The sequence below is a fragment of the Bacillus sp. PK3-037 genome (genome assembly GCF_054161355.1).
On the sequence record NZ_CP096408.1, the window covers coordinates 2551736 to 2572941 of the forward strand.

A 21206-nucleotide genomic window follows, 5' to 3' on the forward strand; every position below is an offset into this window, starting at 1 on the left:
TACCCGAATGGAATATAATCTATCATATCGGAATATCCTTCACGTGTACACACTTGTTTTTTACAGATAAACAGTTTTTTCAAGCTGCTTCTTTTTCATTCCCTTTGGCGCCAAGGACTCTCTCTTTTTCTTATTCTCAGAATATTTCACAAACATGCTAATATTGATTAATATCCCCATGCTTCCCAATAATAGAAGTAAAGAAGAGCCTCCGTAGCTGATAAATGGCAGCGTAACACCCGTAATCGGAATTAGCCCGCTGACACCGCCAAGGTTAATAAACGATTGTACGGCAATCATGCTTGAAATGCCGATTGCCAGAAGACTTCCAAATGGGTCCTCGCATTTTCTCGCAATATAGAAACCTTTTAATACGATAAAGCCCAGCAGGAAAACAACAAACAATACCCCAAAAATGCCAAGTTCTTCAGCAATCACGGCCATGATAAAGTCAGTATGGGATTCTGGAAGATACCCGTATTTTTGGATACTTTCACCGAGTCCGAGACCGAAAATACCGCCCGACCCAATCGCATAATAAGAGTTGATCACTTGCAAACCAGATGAATCCGCATATTTAAACGGATCTTCCAGACTCTCAAAACGAGCTAAACGCCCTTTAGTTAAAATGTCATCCTTATTTAAATAAATAAGCGGGCTGACCAGAATTAAAACAATTCCGCCCAGCAAAACAAGCCTTGCCAGCGTCTTTCCGCTGAAACCAGAGCACAAAATCATACAAGTTGCGATTATGGCGATAATCATCGCTGTACCAAAATCAGGCTGCATCGCAATTAAACCGCAGATAATAACCGTCATCACCACAGGAGGCGCAACTCCCGTTAACAGGTGATCAATATAGCTTTGTTTTTTTGCATATACAGCTGCTAGATATAAAATGACCACCAGCTTGACAAATTCACCCGGCTGGATACTCATTCCGCCGATTTTAAACCAGCTTTGCGCATTTCCGGCAACATGCCCGAATATAAACAGTGAGATAAGCGCAAACACAGAAGCAAGCAGCATTACCTTTTGAAATTTTTGATGAGCAAGTGCTTTATAAGGAAACACGGCCATAACAATAAAAAGGATTCCTCCTGCAATTAAAGCAAACAGCTGCCGCATGAAAAAATAATTACTGCTCACCCCATACCGAGAAACAGCCGTAATCATACTTGAGCTGTACACCATCACTAAACCGAATCCGCATAGTAAAACAATTGCGAATATCAGTGAGTAATCATAAGATTTTAGCATTTTTTTTAACATAACATCCTCTTCCCTGCTTCCAACTTCCATTACCTATGGTTTTTATGTATTTATATTTTTTATTTTACTACAATTTATCAAATGACACGAAGATTCTCTATACGATTCGGATGAAATGCACAAAAAGAGACCGTCATGATACGGTGAATAAAGCAAGCGGTTATAAAAAAACCCAAACTGTTAATTAGTTTGAGTTTTATCATTTATTTACCTGTAAACGCGTCGTGCAAAGCAGACAATTCGCGTTCTAATGTGTATAAAAGGTCTTTTCCATCTTTTTCGTCAACCAATCCCAGGCGGACAGCAAAATCGATTTCCCTCGAAAGTCCGAACATTTGAGTATCTAATACCTCTTCATATAGAGGACATTGAGGCATCGTTAAGTTATCCATTTGTACTCGGATCAGCTTCAAAATCTTCTCAGCGTCAACTTTCAGTAGCTCAAAAGCTTTTTGCCGATGGTCAACTATCATCTCTGAAGCCAAAAGTATCCCTCCGTTCCCCAGGCGAGTACCTAATTCTTCTATTTATCATAAAGGGTATCAGCAGAAAATGCAAGAGGATTTAAACAGATGACATAAATTAAAAAATACTCAGCTTGTACGTTTCAGACATTATTTTCAAAAGCTTTACACCAGCAATGCTGTTCCCTTTTTCATCCAAAGCCGGGCCGAAAATCCCGATGCCAAAATCATAGGGTGAAATGCCCATAATCCCTCCTGATACTCCGCTTTTCGCAGGAATTCCGACCTTAATCGCAAATTCTCCGCTTGCATTATACATTCCGCAGGTGACCATAAACGTCTTGCAAATTCTCGCGACATCTTTTGAAATGACTTGTTCTCCTGTTTCTGGGTGCCTGCCGTTGAGCGCAAACACAGCCCCGATTTTTGCTAAATCAAGACTGTTCATCTCAATCGCACATTGCTTCGTATATAAATCCATTACTGCTTCAACATCATCCTCAAAAATCCCGTACTGCTTCATATAATAACACATCGCCCGATTAATCATTGATGTGCTGTATTCAGAATCAGCTACGTCCTGGCAGTAGGTGATGCCTTGGTTGTTTGTCAATTTTCTGATGAAAGAAAGGAGATAATCGAGTCTCTCTTTAGACGTTTGTCCTTTCAACAAGCTGGTTACAACCAATGCTCCGGCATTTATCATAGGATTTAGCGGTTTGCTCGGATTCACGGTTTCAAGCTTAATGATTGAATTAAACGGATCACCGGTCGGCTCCTGTCCAACATAACTGAAGACTCTGTCCTTGCCGTATTCCATTAACACAAGGGCAAGCGAAAGCACTTTCGATATACTTTGAAGAGTAAATGTTTTTTCTACGTCACCCGCTGACAGACAAGTATTATTGGAATAATAAATCGCTACTGAAAGATCGTGCTGATCAGCTTTTGCTAAAGCAGGAATGTAGCTGGCCACCTCTCCCTTGTCTGTCACCTTTTTCGCTTCTTTCACTAACGCTTCCAGCTCGTCATTATGCCGGCATACCATGCGACCACCCTCGCTCCCTGAGCATCTCAATACATATAATTTGTTACACAAAGTGACAATTCATGCGAAAACTTTTATAATTTTGAGAGAAGGGGGTTATACCATGAGCGTTATACAAGTAAAAGGCAATGTTACATATCCGATTACGATTGATCCGAGTGTATGGATTTTTGATGATCGCAAATTTTCATTTGACCGTAAAGGGGACGGCCAAGATATCAATTTTCATACGGCTGAGAATGAATCTGGCCTTGATACTGAACGTGTTATTAGAGAAGGACGGATTGCGCCGCCTACATTAAAGACGGAAAAACAATTTGAAAAACAAAAACTGATGAACGGCAGCTTCGCAATGAAATTGGGAAATGTGCTGAAAAATGCCGAGCCGCTCAGCTCTGCATCACAGTGCGTATTTATTACAAGTTCCGGTAAAGCCGCTGTACCTCTTGAAACCGCGCTGAACAGTATTGTCCATTTCAGCCAGGCAGGCAAGCCGATTCAGGAAGGCGGCCCGGTTCATATTTATTTTGAAGATCCAGTTGATCACAAACAGCCAATCACCAATATAAAAGAGATCGACATCATTTAAATCGTCACAGCAAGTCAGCGGCAAGCTGGGCAAGCCCGGATCTCTCACCTTTTAAAAGCTTCACACTGCCGGAGATGGGTTGTCCTTTAAACCGCTCAACGACATATGCCAGACCATTATTCAGACTGTCTAAATATGGGTGATCAATTTGTTCAGGATCGCCCATTAAGACAATTTTACTGCCTTCGCCCACTCTTGTAAGAAGTGTTTTCACTTCATGCCTGGTCAAATTTTGCGCTTCATCAATGATTATAAATTGATCAGGAATGCTTCTCCCTCTGATATACGTCAGCGCCTCTACCTGGATCGAACCGATCCCCGCCAAAATCGCCTCGAGCTCTCCCGGTTTCTTGGCATTAAACAGAAACTCTAAGTTATCAAAAATCGGCTGCATCCAAGGCTTTAGCTTCTCCTCTTTTTCACCCGGCAAGTATCCGATATCCTTGCCGACAGGAACAATCGGCCTTGCCACGACCAGCTTTTTATATATCCCTAAATCTTCTGTCTGTAAAAGCCCCGCTGCTAAAGCAAGCAACGTTTTCCCCGTTCCGGCTTTTCCGATCAGCGTCACCAGCGGAATATCTTCTCGCAGCAAAAGCTCTAACGCCATTGTCTGCTGAACATTTCTCGGCCTGATTCCCCATACGTGTTCATCATCAAACACAAGTCTTTTTAGGACCGTGCCCGTTTTATCCGCAATACCGACGGCAGAGGACGACCCTCCTAATTCATCCTTCATTAAGGCAAACTGGTTTGGGTAAAATGCAGGCTGCTTCATATCCTGAACTGAAATTTGTTTTTTTCCGTAAAAAGAGCTAAATAGCTGCTGGTTAATATATAAATCCTTATAACCGCTGTACATTTCATCATTGTCCACAACCCTGTCATTTAAGAAATCTTCAGCAAGAAGGCCGATGGCATCCGCTTTGACTCTGACTAATACATCCTTGCTGACAAGGATCACAGGCCTACCGTCTTCCTTCGTCTCTTCTTCAAGGCTTAAGTTTTTAGCAACGGCTAATATACGATTATCATTCGTTTTTTCGATAAAGATTTCTTGAAGCTGGTGAAAGGAACGGTGGTTCAATTCAATTCGCAGCGTTCCCCCCGTATCAAGCGGAACCTTCTCATGCAGCCTCCCCTTCAGTCTTAGCGCGTCTATCAGCTTAGATACGTGCCTCGCATTCCTCCCAACTTCGTCCATATATCGTTTCTTGGAATCAACCTCTTCTAAAACAACAGCAGGGATGATAACTTCATTTTCTTCAAAAGAAAAAATAGCGTTAGGATCCTGTAATAACACATTCGTATCTAACACATAAATTTTACTCAAGTCTCAGCCTCCTGATATAAGGGTGGTCATAGTTCTTCCTGCTTCTCTTACGATGAAAAAGGTGAACGCCTGCTAAAATATATGTTTTTGTGAATAAAGATAGAAGGTTAATTCAACAATAAAATTAATGAATGCATTTCAAGGAGGGAAACCGCAAGTGCGAATTCTTTTCATTATCATACAGCTCACACTCATTTTGTCCGCCTGCGCTGTTCAACAGGGAAGACAGGAGCAAAATATTGAAAAAGAATCAACAAGACAGCAGGAAACAAAACCGATTCACGTAAAGGACACATCTCGGGAAACAAAAGACAATGGAACTAGAACTGATATTGCCAAGCATCTTGTCGGCGTTGCGGAAAAAGTGCCGGATGTCAAGGATGCGACAGCTGTTGTGCTTGGAGGATATGCTGTAGTAGGAATTGACGTCGGCGATAACCTGGATAGAAGCAAAGTCGAAACCATCAAATACTCTGTGGCACAGGCTTTAAAAAATGATCGGCACGGCGCCAATGCAGTTGTGGTTGCTGATCCTGATACCGTCAGCCGTCTCAATGAAATGGGAAGAGAGATCAGTGAAGGCCGTCCTGTTACAGGGATTTTAGATGAACTGGCCGCGATTGTCGGCCGGGTGCTCCCGGAAGTGCCTAACGATGTGATTGACGATGAAGATGAACCGCAAACCAAGCAGCAAAACGATCAATTAAACAGAAAGCAAGAGAAGGAAATGGAAACGGAACAAAACGATCAATCTGATCATCATATGAAAAAGAACAATAATGATTAAGCTAGAGCCCTTGCGGCTTTAGCTTTTTCTTATTTTGGACAGCATCTGATCCATGATATAATGCATATTAGAGTGAAAGAGGTGATATGATGAGGGTCCAATGTTCTATTTGCGATAAAATTGAAACGATTGATGATGAAACCCTGATCGCGAAACGGCTGAGAAACCGTCCGATCCATACATATATGTGCCAGGAATGCCATGACCGAATTGCCAAAAAAACAGAAGAACGGCTGAAAACCGGAAAGTTCACATTTCACCCGGGACAGCAGAAGAAAGAAAAAGTTAAAAAATAAGCGGCAGCTATTCATACAGAATACAAAAAAAGACTCAGCGAGATGCTGAGTCTTTTTTCATGATTTTGCGGACTGTTCCTTTTTCGACTGATACAGCCGAATTTTGTAAATGATTAAAATCAATGCAGCGACGACCAATCCCTCTGCCACAGGCAAAAATACACCGAGAAAAGTCAAAACAGTGCAGCCTAAAGCCAGAAATAAGTACACCACTGCTGATTTTAATACCGGAAGCCGTTTTGCAAATCCAAGCTTAAACACAATAACAGCTAAAACAAAAATGGTGCCATACAGCAGCCACATGCCTGCTGCTGGCTGCCGGTCCACTTGATATAGAGCGGCGAAGAACGACAGGCGTTCGCTTACGTCATTCAAAAAGATTCCCTCCCCTGCAGCGTACGGGTTCTATCTTTTCAAATTCTGCAAGGGATTAAGACAATCCTGCTGTTTTTTTCTTTTTAGCCGCTTTTTCGCGTTCGTTTTTATTAAGGATTTTCTTTCTTAAACGGATGGATTCAGGCGTTACTTCGCAGTATTCATCTTCGTTTAAGTACTCTAAAGATTCTTCTAGAGACATGATGCGCGCTTTTTTAATTGTTGTTGTTTGATCTTTTGTTGCAGAGCGGACGTTTGTCTGCTGTTTCATTTTGCTGACATTGACAACAAGGTCGTTGTCACGGTTATGCTCTCCGACAATCATTCCTTCATAAACTTCAGTACCAGGTTCAACAAAGATCACACCGCGGTCTTCAATCCCTTGAATTCCGTAAGATGTCGCTTTTCCGTTTTCCATTGACACAAGCACACCTTGACGGCGTCCGCCGACTTGGCCCGCCTGCATCGGCTGGTAACTGTCAAACGTATGGTTCAGGATACCGAAGCCGCGTGTTAATGACAGGAACTCTGTTGAGTAACCGATCAATCCGCGGGAAGGCACTGTAAAGATTAAACGGACTTGGCCGTTACCGTTGTTAATCATATCGATCATTTCACCTTTACGCGCTCCCATTGATTCCATTACAGAGCCTGTATGCTCTTCCGGAACATCAATTTGCACGCGCTCTACAGGCTCACAGCGTACACCGTCAATTTCTTTGATGATAACTTCAGGTTTTGACACTTGAAGCTCATAGCCTTCACGGCGCATGTTTTCAATTAAAATAGACAGGTGAAGCTCACCGCGGCCGGAAACCACCCAAGCATCTGGAGAAGCTGTAGGCTCGACACGCAAGCTGACATCAGTCTGCAGCTGTGAATGAAGGCGTTCTTCAATTTTACGGGCTGTCACATATTTCCCTTCACGGCCGGCAAACGGGCTGTTATTCACGACAAATGTCATTTGAAGTGTCGGTTCATCAATGCGAAGCACCGGAAGCGGTTCTTGATGCTCTACAGGACAGACTGTTTCACCGACGTTGATATCTTCCATGCCGGAAACCGCAACGAGGTCTCCCGCTTTTGCTTCTTCAATTTCCACCCGTTTTAAGCCTTGGAAACCAAAGATTTTTGTCACACGGAATGATTTAGCTGTACCGTCAAGCTTCATAAGAGAAACCTGCTGACCGACTTTCATCGTACCGCGGAAAACACGTCCGATTCCGATACGGCCTACATAGTCGTTATAATCAAGAAGTGCAACTTGGAATTGAAGCGGCTCATCTGCATTTTCAACAGGTGCCGGAACATGCTTAATAATCGTTTCATATAAAGCTTCCATGTTTTCATCTTGCTGCTTAGGGTCAAGGCTCGCTGTTCCATTAATCGCGGAAGCATATACCACCGGGAATTCGAGCTGTTCTTCATTTGCGTCAAGCTCGATGAACAGGTCAAGAACCTCATCGATAACTTCTTCAGGACGTGCGAAATCACGGTCGATTTTGTTCACAACAACAACCGGGTTCAAGTTTTGCTCAAGAGCTTTCTTCAGAACGAAACGAGTTTGAGGCATGCAGCCTTCATATGCGTCAACGACAAGCAGTACGCCGTCAACCATTTTCATAATCCGTTCTACCTCTCCCCCAAAGTCTGCGTGTCCAGGGGTATCCAAAATATTGATACGTGTATCTTTATAGTTAATCGCAGTATTTTTCGCCAAAATTGTAATGCCGCGTTCGCGTTCAAGATCGTTTGAGTCCATTGCGCGTTCAGCAACTTGTTCGTTGGCACGGAATGTACCAGCCTGGTGTAAAAGCTGATCGACTAGAGTCGTTTTCCCATGGTCAACGTGGGCAATAATCGCGATGTTGCGAAGATCATTTCGAAGTTTCACTTTTTCATCTCCTAAAAAAATTAGATAACTTTCATATTATACCACACATCCTCTTTAAAAGCGTCACGTTTTTCTGTAAACTTATTATAAGACGTAAAAGGGGATGGAAATATGAAAAAAATAAATTGGCTTTTATTATTATTTGCATTTGCAGCGGTTTTCAGCATAATGCTGATCGGCGTCTTTATCGCCGAAAAAAGCGCGTGGGGCATTATCGCCAGCATTGTGCTCGTTTGCGCCGTTATGGGAAGCGGATTTACGTTAAAAAAGAAAATGCGCGAGCAAGGATTGCTCGATTAAAAGCTTATCCTTGCTAAAGACATTGTAATCAAAAACACCGCAAATGAATGCGGTGTTTTTTCGTTACGTAAGGCTTATCTCCCCTGTTTCCTAGGAGGGAAGAAGCAAAACAACACCCATTCATGGACAATCGTTCTAAATATGACACTTTTAACCAAACGGAAGTGGTTCGACATGGACATACACAAACTACCATAAAGCCTATTTTCCTCACATCAGTCTCTCCCTATAATGGGATTTGTACCACAATTCACAAAAGGGAGAGACGAAACATGAAGAAACCATTTGTAAAAAAAGCCATACTTACAACTGCCGCACTGACCTCAGCCACCCTGCTTACTTTCGGACCTGATGCCGCAAGCGCAAAAACAGTTAGTCACAGCACACCTGCTTTGCAGGAGACAATCACAAATGAAGACCTGAATACATTTTTCGATTTATTAAATCAATGTATATATGAAGAAGACGGGGTTTATTATTTTGACAGTGAAAAAGCTGTCGAGTTAGGAATGACACAAGAAGAGGCTCAAATCATTGCGAAATTGTGGGAATCGACATCTGAATTCTTCGATATTGTTTCACAATGTGTATATGTTGAAGACGGCAGCTACAAATTTGATACAGAAAAAGCTGTTGAGCTCGGCTTCACAGAAAAAGAAGCACTCGCGCTTGACCAATTTTTCGCAGCTGTTTCCCTTAAAATTCATATTCTGCAGGCATCCATTGTTTCAGAAGATGGAGCGTACAGTTTTGATAAAGATGCAGCTTTAGAAGCTGGTGCGACACCTGAGCAGGCTGATTTTTATGAAAAGCTCTTCGGTGCACTGTCTCAAGAACAGCTTGCAGCCATCTACCAAATGCTTCATCCGCAAGCTTAATGTAATAAAAGCGCTTGTCCGTAAATCCGGCAAGCGCTTTTCCTTTATATTAGCAGTTTGATGATCAGCATCACAGCAAATACAGCTCCAAACCAGAAGGCTGCTTTAATAATCAGCAAACCATAGTATCTTTGTTTAAAACGGATTTCTTCTTCAGGCAGAAAAGCATCTTGAGGGGGCTGTTCATCTTTAAACTCAAAAGGCTCAGACATCTGTTCAAACATTTCTCTGCAGCTGCGGCAGGTGTTCATATGCTTTTCAATGAAGTTTTCCGTTTCTTTTTTGCAATCACCTTCAATATACAGAGGGAGAAGGTCTCTTACTAGAAAGCAGGTCATATCCGCTCCTCCTCTCTTCTTTTCGTCATGTTTTTCTTGAGCTCTAATCTAGCCCGGTGAAGAGTGGTTTTCACTTTCGAAAGGCTCCATCCTAAGATTTCGGCGATTTCCTCATAAGAAAGCTCTTGAAATTCTCTTAAAATCAAAACGGATTGGTGCTGATCCTTTAGCTGCAGGAGCTCTTGCCGCAACGTTTCACTTTTAACCGTCCGCGAAAGATACTGTTCAGGCTGTTCATAAGTCGTTTGCTTCAGTCCTTCATTTAAGCTGATATCAGTAAATTGGTATTTAACTTCCTTTCGGTACCAATTAATAAATGTATGGTGTGCAATTGTATACAGCCACGTTCTGATAGAGGAGTGCCCTTTAAACGAAGCAAGCCCGTTAAAGGCTTTCACAAAAGTGTCCTGAGCTAAATCCTTGGCTGTTTCGAGTTGATGAGTTCTCCGGAATAGATAATTCAAAATCTCCTGGTAATACTGTCGATACAAATTCTCAATCGAATCCTTCTGTTTCATTAAAAATAAAACCACACCGTCATCCAAATGGCCAATAAAATGAAACAGATATACATGGAAGACATATATACTTTCATATGTCTGATTTGGCTCTCATCTTCCGTTCTCTTTGAACATGATTCACTCTTTAAGTCTTCCGCATTTTTTCGATATAACGGCTCATGCTGTTTCATCCATTCCATTGATTCATCCTCTAGCTCTCTTTCTTTATATAGGTCGTATAAATCTAAAAACACAGACTCTTTTTCTCTATGATTCATAAAGACTTTTCACCTCTTGAGTTTCTCCATCCACCACATAAGCATCATGACGGTTTGAGCCGAACGGCTGAATAATGATCAGCCATGCATAATGGCGTTCATTCCCTCTTTGAACGATAATCGGACGCATGCGTTTTTTGTAAATGACATCCTTATATATAGAAGCTACTTTTTCATAAGCCAATTTTCCATCACGATACGTATACGGGAATGAATTATCGGGTGTATCGTTGTAAACATAAACGTTTAGCAACCCTTGATCTTCAAAAAACTCATATGTTTTAGAGGAATCAGAATACACCACCTTATCACTCTGCCTGCTTTTTTTCTTTATTTCTGATACATCCGCTTCGAAGACCGATAACATCTGCTGCTGCAGCTGACTGTTTGCCAGTGAACTTTTTCTTTTAATTGGAAGTGAAAGACTTTGCAAACTGCCGGTTTCAGCCTCGAAGGACAAAACCATTCCTTCTTTTGTTTCAACCCGCACCAGGCTTCCAAGCAGGCTGTTACTTTCAATATCTGTAATTTGATAAGGCTGTTTAGGTATTTTCAAAGCTGTAAACATTTCCTTCACTTTGTTGTGTATGTCTTGTTCTGTGATATGAACATGCCGAAGGGAATCAAGCTGATAAATTGAAGGGTCTTCACTAAAGCCCATTAAGGTTTCCTTTTCCCAATAAAATACTGTGCCATCATCATCGTTATCTTTTTTATGAAATTGATTTTTGAGGAATATACGAACGGCTGTCTGACCGTCTTCTTTAGATACCTTTGTTTCGATATGATCCTTACTTAACACTCGTCCGTGTCGCTCAAGGAAAGCGATTGACTTTCGTACGTATTCCTGATCAGCCAGCGTTTTCCCATGTGCCTTTTTCAAGTACTGATAATTACGTATCATCTGGGATACTTCATCAACCTCTGCCTCATAACTCATGCTTTTAAATGAGTAGAAATAATGCACATCCATATTTGTGTTGTGTAAAAATAATGTCTCATCCGTCGGAAAAAATGACTTTAAAATCCGTTCCGCTTTTTCAGATGAAATGTGCTCTCCTACAAAATTGAATGTATCGGTGACATTTGCTGGCTTTGATATAGCGAAAGCAACCGTTCCTAAGTTATATATCGGATTTAAGAGCAAAATACACATCACAATGACAGCGATCGTCAGCCCCTTCTTAATACGCACATAAGCTTTACCTGACTTTTGGAACAGATGATAACTCATCAAAAACCCCGCCATTGTCAAATAAATCGTATACGGCATTGCAGCTCCATAGTCAATCGAAATGTGCTCGGAATATGGCACAAGCAGCAGTACAAGGATTCCGACAATCAGCGAATAAAATAAACCTAGTAAAATCTTATTTGTTCTCCAATACAGTTTGAAAAATAGCACATTCAATACAATAGGAAGAATGATCATTAAAAACAGAGAACCGTATACAATCGGCTCGACCTCATCAGGATATTGCTTCCAATACGAAAAGAAACTGAATACCATCTGCACAATCGGCAAGCTGACAACAGCCAGATCAAACGTAAAAAACATCCCTTTTCCGCCATGATCACGAAGCATTAACATATAATGAAAAGCCGTCAGCAGCACATACCCGTATAAGAAAAAATGCAGCAGCGGCAGCAATTCGTTCCCCTCATCCCTTAAATAAGCGCTGGTAAAGTTCGTTACCTGCACCTGATGAACAAGTTCAACAGACACGCCCGCCAGCAAAACAACCCGTAATAATACTCCAGCAAAAAACAATGTATGGCACCGATTGATTTTCGGGTGATATGCCAATATATACAGTGCTGCAAGGGCAACAATTGACCATTGAATCAGCAAAGTGCTTTGCCTGCTCAAAATAAAATAACGTTCAAAATGCAATACATAATGACTGAATAAATCATACACGAACAACAATCCTTTACTTCTTATTAAGGCCTCATCCGGTTAGACAAGCCGCTTGTTAAAAAGTTTCAATAAAAACCAAAAATTTCTCATCTCCCCCTTCGATATAAAGACGACGACATAACTCTTGCAATTCATCCATCACATGACACTTGACTCATCTTGATATTATTCAACAAAAATAAACACAGGACGATTCTATCAATTTTGTCTAGTTATGTTAGTTTTTGTTGAGAATACCAGATTGCTCGTTTAATATAACGATATAAAGATTTTTCAGTATTTTCAAAAAGGGGGATTTATTGTGGGTTTAGGTAAGAAATTGTCCGTCGTTGTCGCTGCTTCATTTATGAGTTTATCAATCGGCCTTCCGGGTGTTCAGGCTGCTGAAAGTTATCAGCTTAAAGAGAATCAAACAAATTTCCTCTCCAAAAACGCAATTGCGCAATCAGAACTATCTGCACCAAATGACAAGGCTGTCAAACAGTTTTTGAAGAAGAACAGCAACATTTTTAAAGGTGATCCTGCCAAAAGGCTGAAGCTTGTCGAAAGCACGACTGATGCCCTTGGGTACAAGCACTTTCGATATGCGCCTGTGGTTAACGGAGTGCCTATTAAAGATTCACAAGTGATTGTTCACGTCGATAAATCCGATAATGTCTATGCGGTCAATGGCGAATTACACAATCAATCTGCTGGCAAAACAGAAAACAGCCAAAAAGTCTCTTCTGAAAAAGCGCTGGCACTCGCTTTCAAAGCCATCGGCAAATCACCGGACGCTGTTTCTAACGGAACGGCCAAAAACAGTGATAAAGCCGAGTTAAAAGCGGTAGAAACAAAGGACGGCAGCTATCGTCTTGCTTACGATGTGACGATTCGCTATATCGAGCCTGAACCTGCAAACTGGGAAGTCTTAGTTGATGCCGAAACAGGCAGCATATTAAAACAGCAAAATAAAGTAGAACATGCTGCCGCCACTGGAAGCGGAACAACGCTAAAGGGCGCAACCGTTCCTCTGAATATTTCTTATGAAAGCGGCAAATATGTTTTAAGAGATCTGTCAAAACCAACCGGCACTCAAATTATCACGTATGATTTACAAAACAGACAAAGCCGCCTTCCGGGAACACTTGTCTCAAGCACAACAAATAAATTCACAACTTCATCACAGCGCGCAGCTGTAGATGCACACTATAACCTGGGGAAAGTGTACGATTATTTTTACTCTACGTTTAAACGAAACAGCTATGACAACAAAGGCAGTAAAATCGTTTCTTCTGTTCACTACGGCAGCCGTTATAATAACGCCGCTTGGACAGGGGATCAAATGATTTACGGTGATGGAGACGGCTCCTTCTTCTCCCCGCTTTCAGGCTCATTGGATGTGACGGCTCATGAAATGACTCACGGTGTCACTCAAGAAACAGCCAACCTTGTCTATGAAAATCAGCCTGGGGCATTAAACGAGTCATTCTCTGATGTATTCGGTTATTTCACTGATACAGAAGACTGGGATATCGGTGAAGACATTACGGTCAGCCAGCCGGCTCTCCGCAGCCTGTCCAATCCGACAAAATATGATCAGCCTGACAATTACGCCAACTATCAAAACCTGCCGAATACAGATGAAGGTGATTACGGCGGTGTACACATAAACAGCGGAATTCCAAACAAAGCCGCTTACAATACCATTACAAAGCTTGGTGTATCTAAATCACAGCAAATCTATTACCGTGCGTTAACAACGTACCTTACGCCTTATTCCACTTTCAAAGATGCGAAGGCTGCCCTCATTCAGTCTGCCCGTGATCTATACGGCTCAACTGATGCTGCTAAAGTTGAAGCTGCCTGGAATGCTGTTGGATTGTAATATTAGAAAAAGCCTGAGATCTCTCAGGCTTGATTTTCTTTTTTGTTGTAAGTATAATCATTACAACGAAAGGATGATACCATGAGAATTAGCACCCGCTTCACGATAGCCGTACATATGTTGTCTCTATTAAATGTGCGGACGGATCACCTCACCTCAGAACAAATGGCTGACAGCGTAAATACCAATCCAGTCATTATCCGCCAAATCAGCCGCTTATTAAAAAAAGCAGGCCTAATCGATGTGAAAAGGGGTTCGGGTGGGGCTTATTTATTAAAAGATGCAGACGCCATCACTTTATACGACATCTATAAGGCCACCGAAGTTGTTGAAGAAGGCGCGCTTTTTCATTCCCATGAAAATCCCAATCCAAACTGCTGGGTCGGAGCAAATATTCATCGTGTTCTCGAGCTCATTTTATTAAAAGCCCAAGATGCCATGGAGAATATATTGAAGGAAACAAGCGTAAAGGAACTGACTGAATTAATCGTTCAAAAAAGGAATGCTTCACAGTAAGCATACTTTTTTTATAACCGTTGTAATTAAATTCATTACAACGGTTATACCCTATTTCATACTGGAGATGATGAGATGAAAGAAATAAAAGAACTTCATTGGGAGCAAAATGTTCATTCATATGTACAACTGATTCCCGATATTGAATTTTCAACCGTAGAAAATACAACTCTTACATTAAATTTGTTGGTACGCCGTGATCCAATGGATGCGTTGTTTGACAAAAAGGGCAACCAAGAAACCTACCCTTTAATTGTTTATTTACAAGGATGCGGCTGGGGCTGGACAAAACAGGATACATACGCTTTTTTGCCTCAGCTTGCTGAATTTGCAAAAGAGGGGTACACCGTCGCAAGTGTGCAGTACAGAGGAAGCGGCGATGCAGTCTTCCCCGCTCAGCTGCAGGATGTAAAAACAGCAGTACGTTTTTTAAAAGCCAACGCTTCAGCATACAATATCGATTCGCAAAACATCGGGGTTTGGGGAGATTCTTCCGGCGGACACTTGGCTCTACTGCTCGGATTAACTGAAGGATTAAAAGAATTCGATGGAAACCGGGAATATGCCCATGTATCGAGTCGAGTGCAGGCCATTGCAGATTGGTTTGGGCCGACCGATTTACTGACAATGAGCCGATATCCGTCTATTTTTGACCATGACTCCCCTCATTCACCTGAATCCAAGCTTATTGGCGGGGCAATTCAGGAACATAAGGAAAAAGCCAGAAAAGCCAGTCCTATTGAATATGTACATCGCGAGGCGCCGCCAATTCTTATTATGCATGGGGATCAGGATGACGTCGTTCCGTATGAGCAAAGCGCTGAATTTTATCACGCACTAAAAAAAGCAGGCCACGATGTCATTATGTATAAAATAAAGGAGGCCGGACATACCGGTTTTACCCAGCATCATACTCTTAACATTGTAAAAGATTTTTTTAACTGCTATCTAAAGAATGAACGTAAGCATATGAAATAAAGGAAGTTCATACGACTAAAGAAAAAGCAAAAACATTGACAAAAAAATTTATTTATGCTACAATTTACTATTAATATATTTGTATGTATAATAAGATTCTCCTGGCCAGGGGAATCTTATTTTTTTATGGGAGGATCATTTCATGAGGAAAAATGAGTCCAGCTTAACGTCTTTGATTTCAGCTTTTGCCCGTGCGTATCACAGCCGATATGACACGCCTCTCATTTTTGATGATTTTATTGCAAAAGAGCTTATTAACGAAAAAGAGTTTTCCGACATCAGTGAGAATATGATTCAAGGAATCACGTTTTTCAATAAAGAGATTGCTGAACGCCTGCAAAATGATCCCGAAGAAATATTAAAATGGGTTACGCAAGTCCAACTGTCACCCACGCCCTTAGCACGTGCTTCGTATTGCGAAAAAGTCTTACACAACGAATTAAAGCTCGGAGCAAAACAGTATGTCATTCTTGGGGCCGGGCTGGATACATTCTGTTTCCGGCATCCTGAATTGGAAAACAGCTTACAGGTTTTCGAGGTTGATCATCCGGCTACACAGCAATTCAAAAAAAATAAGCTAAAAGATGCAAATCTGACAGTTCCTGAACATCTTCACTTTGTTCCTATGGATTTTACCAAAACGTTTTCGTATCAGCCTCTCATAGATAAAGGATTTGAGAACGTAAAAACATTCTTTAGCCTTCTGGGAGTGTCTTATTATTTAACACGAGAAGAAAATGCAGGCTTGATCAGCAATTTATTTTCTCAAGTCCCATCAGGGAGCTCTATCGTTTTTGATTATGCGGACGAAACACTCTTTACAGCAAAAGGAACATCAAATAGAGTTGAACATATGGTGAAGATGGCTGCTGCAAGCGGAGAACCGATGAAATCTTGCTTTACTTATGATGAAATTGAAAGAATGTTAGAGTCATCAGGTTTGCTGATCTATGAACATCTATCACCAGCCGACATTAATGGCCTTTTCTTTGGCAATCGAACAGACTATTTGTCAGCGTTTGAAGCGGTTCATTATATTCATGCGGTGAAAAAATAATTTTTTAACAGATGCCTCTCAATTTTTGGGAGGCTTTTTATGGTCCTGCATAAAAAAGTAAGCTGCCGCCATCATACGGCAGCTTCCGCTAAAGGCTTTACCAGGATCAAAAATGATTTGCCTTTCTCATCATTTTCCGTTTTCAGCTGTTCAAAGCCGCATTGGTTCAAAAACAGTATCCATTCACTGCGGTCAATGGGAACTGCCGCAAACATCGCTTTATGTTTGTCTCTAAGCGATTTGCTGATCCGTTCAATGATTATCCTCGCATGTCCCTTTTTTTCTTCAGCCGGGTCTACCAGCACTGTTCCAAGCCACGGTTTTCCATTGGAAGGCGCCCACTCGAGATGATAGCTGACGGCAACAGGCTGACCGTCTTTTTCCCATACAAGCCATGACCCGTTGTACATGGAATAGGAGATGATATAGCTTTCTGCATCCTTCTCCCCAAACTCCTCCTCTTTCCATACAGGATGAGCCTCCGCGAACTTCTCTAACAAGCTGAGGTCATCCTGTTCAAATGGCCTACTTTCCAGCATGAATATACTCTTCAAATATCGTTTTATGTATAGATGGGTTTCCAGCCAGCACACAATGATTTTCTAAAAAGGTGAACGGTTCTCCTTCAGTCGTTGTATAAATGCCCCCTACTTCGTTTAACAGCACACAGCCGGCTGCGTAATCCCAAGGAGCAAGCCGCATTGTAATGTAAGCGTCAATTCTTCCCGCTGCGACGTTTGCCAGTTCTAAAGCGGCAGAACCGTAGGAGCGAGTGCCTCTGACTCTTTTCACAAGGGGCGCTAGCACACTTGGATCAATTCTTCTGTTTTCCGTTACCCATGTCGCATTAATGGCAAGAATCGCTTCTTCAATGACGGTTTCTTTTAAGGGAGCCAGCTTTGTTTCATTCATATAAGCTCCTCTGCCGCTAAACGCGTGATACAGCTCATCATGCACCACATCATAAATTAACCCGATTTTTCCTTCTCCGTTTTCAAAAATTCCGATTGAAATCGCGAAATTTCTCTGCTGGTGCACAAAATTCATCGTCCCGTCAATCGGATCGATAATCCAGACGACACCTTCCAACGAGTGAAGTTTGTCTCCTTGTCCTTCTTCTCCGAGTATGCGATGCCCCGGAAAGGTTTCTTGGATGCGGTCGATAAAAAACTTTTCCGTTTCCTTGTCAATATTGGTGACTAAATCATTCGGATTTGATTTTGTTTCAATTGTCAGGCTTTCGTGCATCGACTGTTTAATTCTTGCGCCTGCTTCTTTTATCCATTTCTTTGCAGTCTCATCAATTTCCGTCCAATTTGTCATTCGTGCGTACCTCTCTTCTATGTAGACCTTTATTTTATAGGATACTGATAACGGCGGTGAAAAAGCAAGGAAAATGAAAAATATGCCTTCTCACGTAAAAACGAACCATTCACGCGGTTCGTTTTCACTATAGCTTTTTACCCGTTGAGGCGAATCCATTCTTTTCTGAGACGTTCAAGTTTGTTTTTGCTCAGCTCAATTTGTTCGTCATTTTCCTTTTGCATTGCCTCATAAAGGGTTGCCAATTCATAATCAACCTCTAGTCTCCAGACAGCTACACGGTTGTTCTTCTCTTCCCTAAAACCCTCTTTCACAACTTGCCTCATTGTCTTTCGCCCCTTCCAGAGATCATTTGTTTTAAAAAAGCATCCCATTTTGCCATTCAACAATGATACTTCTTATATCCTATGATTCTTCTATTTACCTGTAACATGATTCTGAAAATTGTATGTTTACCTATTCGTTTATTACCACATTCCCCCTCTCGTCAAACGCGTGCTCATCTTTTTGCTGCGCGTTCTAACTGTGATAAAATATGTATACTTAGCATGAAGGAGGAAAATCATGACACAAATGCGTTTTACTGAAGAAGACTTTAACACATTTACAATAGACGGCTTAGACGCACGCATGGAGGTGTTAAAAGAGCGGGTTCGTCCGAAGCTGACTGCTTTAGGCGAGCACTTTGCCCCGACATTATCCGCTTTAACCGGAGATGAAATGTTTCCCCATGTGGCCAAGCATGCAAGGAGATCAGTCAACCCTCCTGCAGACAGCTGGGTGGCATTCGCAAACAGCAAAAGAGGCTATAAAAAACTGCCGCATTTTCAAATCGGCTTGTGGGAGAGCCATGTTTTTGTATGGTTCGCGATCATTTATGAGTCCCCTATAAAAGAAGAATACGGCAAATTGCTTGAAGCGAATCAAGACAGCGTTACAAATCACATTCCAGACAGCTTTGTTTGGTCTGCGGATCACACAAAACCAGGGGTCCATAAGCAGTCAGAAATGGACAAGGAACAGCTCAAGACATTGTTTGAACGATTGCAGACAATAAAGAAAGCCGAGCTGTTATGCGGCATTCAGCTTCAAAAAGAAGAGGTGCTGAATATGAATAACCAAGAATTCCTTCAGCGAATCGACGGCGCCTTCCAGCAGCTTGCATTTCTGTACCGCCTAACCCAAAAAGTATCACAAGCATAAAAAAAGAGCCGGGACCTTTCATCCGGCTCTTTTCCTTTTACATCTTAATCTTTGCCTGGTCAGATTCCTTCGCCTGCTTGACCGTACGATAAGGAGAGTATGTACTTTGTTCCTCAAATTCGCCGCACAGCTTTTTTTCTTCAGCTTTTCCCGGCACAATTTCTTTGAATCGCCGATATGTCTTAAGCAGCTCTTCACGGTCGGCTCCCTTTTCATAAGCCAGCTCAACCTGCTGGAAAAATGCAATCACATCCACTGCTTCTTTGGTTGTCCAATCTTCATTCATCGGATATTGGTATTCCATTTTCTTCACTCCTTATAGATTCGCTTTCCTTTTACAAAAAGCATCTTCATTTGATCATAAATTGTTCTTTACATTCTTTCAAGTTCATAATATAATTCATTTGTTTTACGTCTAAAAAACGATTGAGAAACTAATTTTAATACACACTAATATGCATAGGTATTACTACAAAGGTGGGAAAACAATTGTCGCAACATGAAACACCCTTATACACAGGCCTGAAAAAGCACGCAAGCAGACAGCCTGTTCAATTCCACATTCCCGGCCATAAAAAAGGGGCAGGAATGGATCCGGAGTTCAGACAATTTATCGGTGAAAACGCGTTAAGTATAGATTTGATTAATATTGAACCATTAGATGACCTGCATGCGCCTAAAGGCATTATTAAAGAAGCGCAGGATTTGGCGGCCGAAGCTTTCGGCGCGGATCACACCTTTTTTTCTGTTCAGGGAACAAGCGGCGCAATCATGACAATGGTGATGGCTGTCTGCGGACCTGGAGATAAAATCATCATTCCAAGAAATGTGCACAAATCCATTATGTCAGCTATTGTATTTTCCGGAGCTGTCCCAATCTTTATTCATCCTGAAATTGACAATGAACTGGGCATCTCTCACGGCATTACACTTGAATCCGCTAAACGTGCGCTGAATGAACATCCTGATGCCAAAGGGCTTCTTGTGATCAACCCGACATATTTCGGAGTAGCTGCTGATTTAAAAAGCATCGTGGAACTAGCCCATTCCTTTGATGTGCCGGTTCTGGTCGATGAAGCACACGGCGTTCATATTCATTTTCACGACCAATTTCCGCTTTCAGCAATGCAGGCAGGTGCAGACATGGCTGCGACAAGTGTGCATAAGCTAGGCGGATCACTGACACAAAGCTCTATTCTAAACATGAAAGAAGGCCTTGTTTCTAAAGACAGAGTGCAATCGATACTCAGCATGCTGACAACCACGTCTACTTCTTATTTGCTTCTAGCCTCTTTGGACGTCGCCAGAAAACGGCTTGCGACAGAGGGCTATCAGCTTGCTGAAGAAACGTTGAAGCTTGCTAATCAGACGAGAGAACGTCTGAACCAAATTGACGGCATGTACTGCGTCGGTTCTGAAATTCTCGGTTCTAAAGCGGCTTACAATTATGACCCGACAAAATTAATTATTTCAGTTAAAAACCTCGGGCTCACAGGACATGATGTCGAGAAGTGGCTGCGGGAATCCTTTAATATCGAAGTAGAGCTTTCAGATCTGTATAACATTTTGTGTATCTTCACACCTGGTGACAGCCAGAACGATGCAGACCGCCTTGTGGAAGCTTTACAAGAGATTGCGCGTCAAATGTCAGCAAATGATGTTACGCATAAACAGACAGAGGTACTGCTTCCAGAAATCCCGTTACTGGCGATGACGCCGCGTGACGCTTTCTATGCAAATACAGAAATTGTTCCATTAAAAGAAGCAGCAGGACGGATTATCGCTGAATTTGTGATGGTGTATCCTCCTGGAATTCCTATCTTTATCCCCGGCGAGATTATTACAGAAGAAAACATCAGCTACATCTTCAAAAACATTGATGCCGGGCTTCCTGTTCAAGGACCGGAGGATTCTACTTTGAGCATGATTCGAGTCATAAAAGAGCAAAAAGCTATTCAATAAATACAAAAAGCATGCGGCTTAGCCGCA

25 protein-coding genes are annotated in these 21206 nt (G+C 41.8%); 11 read left to right on the plus strand and 14 right to left on the minus strand.

Annotation, left to right across the window (positions count from 1 at the left end):
- Positions 1–60: 60 nt before the first annotated feature.
- The 3 genes from M1D69_RS12980 to glsA all read right to left on the minus strand — a co-directional run bounded on the left by M1D69_RS12980 (position 61) and on the right by glsA (position 2784).
- Entirely contained in the window at positions 61–1272 is a 1212-nt protein-coding gene (locus tag M1D69_RS12980) for an FtsW/RodA/SpoVE family cell cycle protein (protein ID WP_059335848.1), read from the minus strand.
- A gap of 203 nt (positions 1273–1475) precedes the next feature.
- Positions 1476–1757: a YlaN family protein gene (locus tag M1D69_RS12985; RefSeq protein ID WP_003221339.1), complete on the minus strand. Its 282-nt coding sequence runs from the start codon at positions 1755–1757 to the stop codon at positions 1476–1478.
- A 97-nt stretch (positions 1758–1854) separates the two neighbouring features.
- A complete protein-coding gene (gene glsA, locus M1D69_RS12990; RefSeq protein WP_227533774.1) occupies positions 1855–2784 on the minus strand; it encodes a glutaminase A in 930 nt (309 codons plus the stop codon).
- A gap of 103 nt (positions 2785–2887) precedes the next feature.
- Between glsA and M1D69_RS12995 the strand changes: the two genes are divergently transcribed.
- A complete protein-coding gene (locus tag M1D69_RS12995; protein ID WP_458105866.1) occupies positions 2888–3373 on the plus strand; it encodes a peptidyl-prolyl cis-trans isomerase in 486 nt (161 codons plus the stop codon).
- 4 nt (positions 3374–3377) lie between these two features.
- On the opposite strand, the gene M1D69_RS13000 is transcribed toward M1D69_RS12995, so the two are convergent.
- The gene (locus tag M1D69_RS13000; protein ID WP_458105865.1) at positions 3378–4706 is read right to left on the minus strand and encodes a PhoH family protein; all 1329 of its coding nucleotides are present in this window, start codon (positions 4704–4706) and stop codon (positions 3378–3380) included.
- Positions 4707–4863: 157 nt separating this feature from the next.
- On the opposite strand from M1D69_RS13000, the gene M1D69_RS13005 reads away from it, so the two are divergent.
- Both M1D69_RS13005 and M1D69_RS13010 read left to right on the plus strand, forming a co-directional pair.
- Entirely contained in the window at positions 4864–5493 is a 630-nt protein-coding gene (locus tag M1D69_RS13005; RefSeq protein WP_458105864.1) for a YhcN/YlaJ family sporulation lipoprotein, read from the plus strand.
- 86 nt (positions 5494–5579) lie between these two features.
- Positions 5580–5789 carry a YlaI family protein gene (locus M1D69_RS13010; protein WP_081638297.1) on the plus strand — a complete coding sequence of 70 codons (210 nt, stop codon included), beginning with the start codon at positions 5580–5582 and terminating at the stop codon, positions 5787–5789.
- Positions 5790–5846: 57 nt separating this feature from the next.
- Here M1D69_RS13010 and M1D69_RS13015 read toward each other — a convergent pair whose 3' ends face one another.
- Together M1D69_RS13015 and typA are read right to left on the minus strand one after the other, a co-directional pair.
- Positions 5847–6164, minus strand: coding sequence for a YlaH-like family protein (locus tag M1D69_RS13015; RefSeq protein ID WP_024121276.1), 318 nt, complete (start codon positions 6162–6164; stop codon positions 5847–5849).
- A gap of 55 nt (positions 6165–6219) precedes the next feature.
- Entirely contained in the window at positions 6220–8058 is a 1839-nt protein-coding gene (gene typA / locus M1D69_RS13020) for a translational GTPase TypA (RefSeq protein WP_458105863.1), read from the minus strand.
- 111 nt (positions 8059–8169) lie between these two features.
- Here typA and M1D69_RS13025 point away from each other — a divergent pair, with 111 nt between their 5' ends.
- Together M1D69_RS13025 and M1D69_RS13030 are read left to right on the plus strand one after the other, a co-directional pair.
- On the plus strand, positions 8170–8358 hold the full coding sequence (locus tag M1D69_RS13025) for a YlaF family protein (protein WP_458105862.1): 189 nt from the start codon (positions 8170–8172) through the stop codon (positions 8356–8358).
- Between the two features lie 272 nt (positions 8359–8630).
- Positions 8631–9236, plus strand: a complete 606-nt coding sequence (locus M1D69_RS13030; RefSeq protein ID WP_193660477.1) for a hypothetical protein — start codon at positions 8631–8633, stop codon at positions 9234–9236.
- A 44-nt stretch (positions 9237–9280) separates the two neighbouring features.
- Here M1D69_RS13030 and M1D69_RS13035 read toward each other — a convergent pair whose 3' ends face one another.
- From M1D69_RS13035 to M1D69_RS13050, 4 genes are read right to left on the minus strand one after another with little or no spacing between them, the layout of a single operon-like run.
- Positions 9281–9574, minus strand: coding sequence for an anti-sigma factor family protein (locus tag M1D69_RS13035; protein WP_044156016.1), 294 nt, complete (start codon positions 9572–9574; stop codon positions 9281–9283).
- Positions 9571–10092: a sigma-70 family RNA polymerase sigma factor gene (locus M1D69_RS13040; RefSeq protein WP_458106153.1), complete on the minus strand. Its 522-nt coding sequence runs from the start codon at positions 10090–10092 to the stop codon at positions 9571–9573. The genes M1D69_RS13035 and M1D69_RS13040 overlap by 4 nt, the downstream gene beginning before the upstream one ends.
- A complete protein-coding gene (locus M1D69_RS13045) occupies positions 10092–10352 on the minus strand; it encodes a hypothetical protein (protein WP_458105861.1) in 261 nt (86 codons plus the stop codon). Before M1D69_RS13045 ends, M1D69_RS13040 begins: the two co-directional genes overlap by 1 nt.
- Positions 10342–12282, minus strand: a complete 1941-nt coding sequence (locus tag M1D69_RS13050) for a hypothetical protein (protein ID WP_458105860.1) — start codon at positions 12280–12282, stop codon at positions 10342–10344. The genes M1D69_RS13045 and M1D69_RS13050 overlap by 11 nt, the downstream gene beginning before the upstream one ends.
- Positions 12283–12574: 292 nt before the next feature.
- Between M1D69_RS13050 and nprE the strand changes: the two genes are divergently transcribed.
- From nprE to M1D69_RS13070, 4 genes are all read left to right on the plus strand, one after another.
- A complete protein-coding gene (gene nprE, locus M1D69_RS13055) occupies positions 12575–14140 on the plus strand; it encodes a neutral metalloprotease NprE (RefSeq protein WP_458105859.1) in 1566 nt (521 codons plus the stop codon).
- Between the two features lie 81 nt (positions 14141–14221).
- The gene (locus M1D69_RS13060; RefSeq protein ID WP_019258305.1) at positions 14222–14656 is read left to right on the plus strand and encodes an Rrf2 family transcriptional regulator; all 435 of its coding nucleotides are present in this window, start codon (positions 14222–14224) and stop codon (positions 14654–14656) included.
- A gap of 75 nt (positions 14657–14731) precedes the next feature.
- Positions 14732–15634 (plus strand): prolyl oligopeptidase family serine peptidase, encoded by a 903-nt coding sequence (locus M1D69_RS13065; RefSeq protein WP_458105858.1) that lies wholly within the window; start codon positions 14732–14734, stop codon positions 15632–15634.
- 142 nt (positions 15635–15776) lie between these two features.
- On the plus strand, positions 15777–16691 hold the full coding sequence (locus tag M1D69_RS13070) for a class I SAM-dependent methyltransferase (RefSeq protein ID WP_458105857.1): 915 nt from the start codon (positions 15777–15779) through the stop codon (positions 16689–16691).
- Between the two features lie 71 nt (positions 16692–16762).
- Here the strand turns inward: M1D69_RS13070 and M1D69_RS13075 are convergent, their stop codons facing one another.
- From M1D69_RS13075 to M1D69_RS13085, 3 genes are all read right to left on the minus strand, one after another.
- Positions 16763–17191, minus strand: a complete 429-nt coding sequence (locus tag M1D69_RS13075; protein WP_458105856.1) for a GNAT family N-acetyltransferase — start codon at positions 17189–17191, stop codon at positions 16763–16765.
- Positions 17192–17216: 25 nt separating this feature from the next.
- Positions 17217–18014, minus strand: a complete 798-nt coding sequence (gene suhB, locus M1D69_RS13080) for an inositol-1-monophosphatase (protein WP_458105855.1) — start codon at positions 18012–18014, stop codon at positions 17217–17219.
- A gap of 137 nt (positions 18015–18151) precedes the next feature.
- Positions 18152–18340 carry a hypothetical protein gene (locus tag M1D69_RS13085; RefSeq protein ID WP_010334110.1) on the minus strand — a complete coding sequence of 63 codons (189 nt, stop codon included), beginning with the start codon at positions 18338–18340 and terminating at the stop codon, positions 18152–18154.
- Between the two features lie 238 nt (positions 18341–18578).
- Here M1D69_RS13085 and M1D69_RS13090 point away from each other — a divergent pair, with 238 nt between their 5' ends.
- Positions 18579–19217: a YktB family protein gene (locus tag M1D69_RS13090; protein WP_059292842.1), complete on the plus strand. Its 639-nt coding sequence runs from the start codon at positions 18579–18581 to the stop codon at positions 19215–19217.
- A gap of 37 nt (positions 19218–19254) precedes the next feature.
- Here M1D69_RS13090 and M1D69_RS13095 read toward each other — a convergent pair whose 3' ends face one another.
- The gene (locus M1D69_RS13095) at positions 19255–19521 is read right to left on the minus strand and encodes a UPF0223 family protein (protein ID WP_458105854.1); all 267 of its coding nucleotides are present in this window, start codon (positions 19519–19521) and stop codon (positions 19255–19257) included.
- Between the two features lie 185 nt (positions 19522–19706).
- On the opposite strand from M1D69_RS13095, the gene speA reads away from it, so the two are divergent.
- Positions 19707–21179 carry an arginine decarboxylase gene (gene speA, locus M1D69_RS13100; protein WP_215510575.1) on the plus strand — a complete coding sequence of 491 codons (1473 nt, stop codon included), beginning with the start codon at positions 19707–19709 and terminating at the stop codon, positions 21177–21179.
- Positions 21180–21206 lie beyond the last annotated feature (27 nt).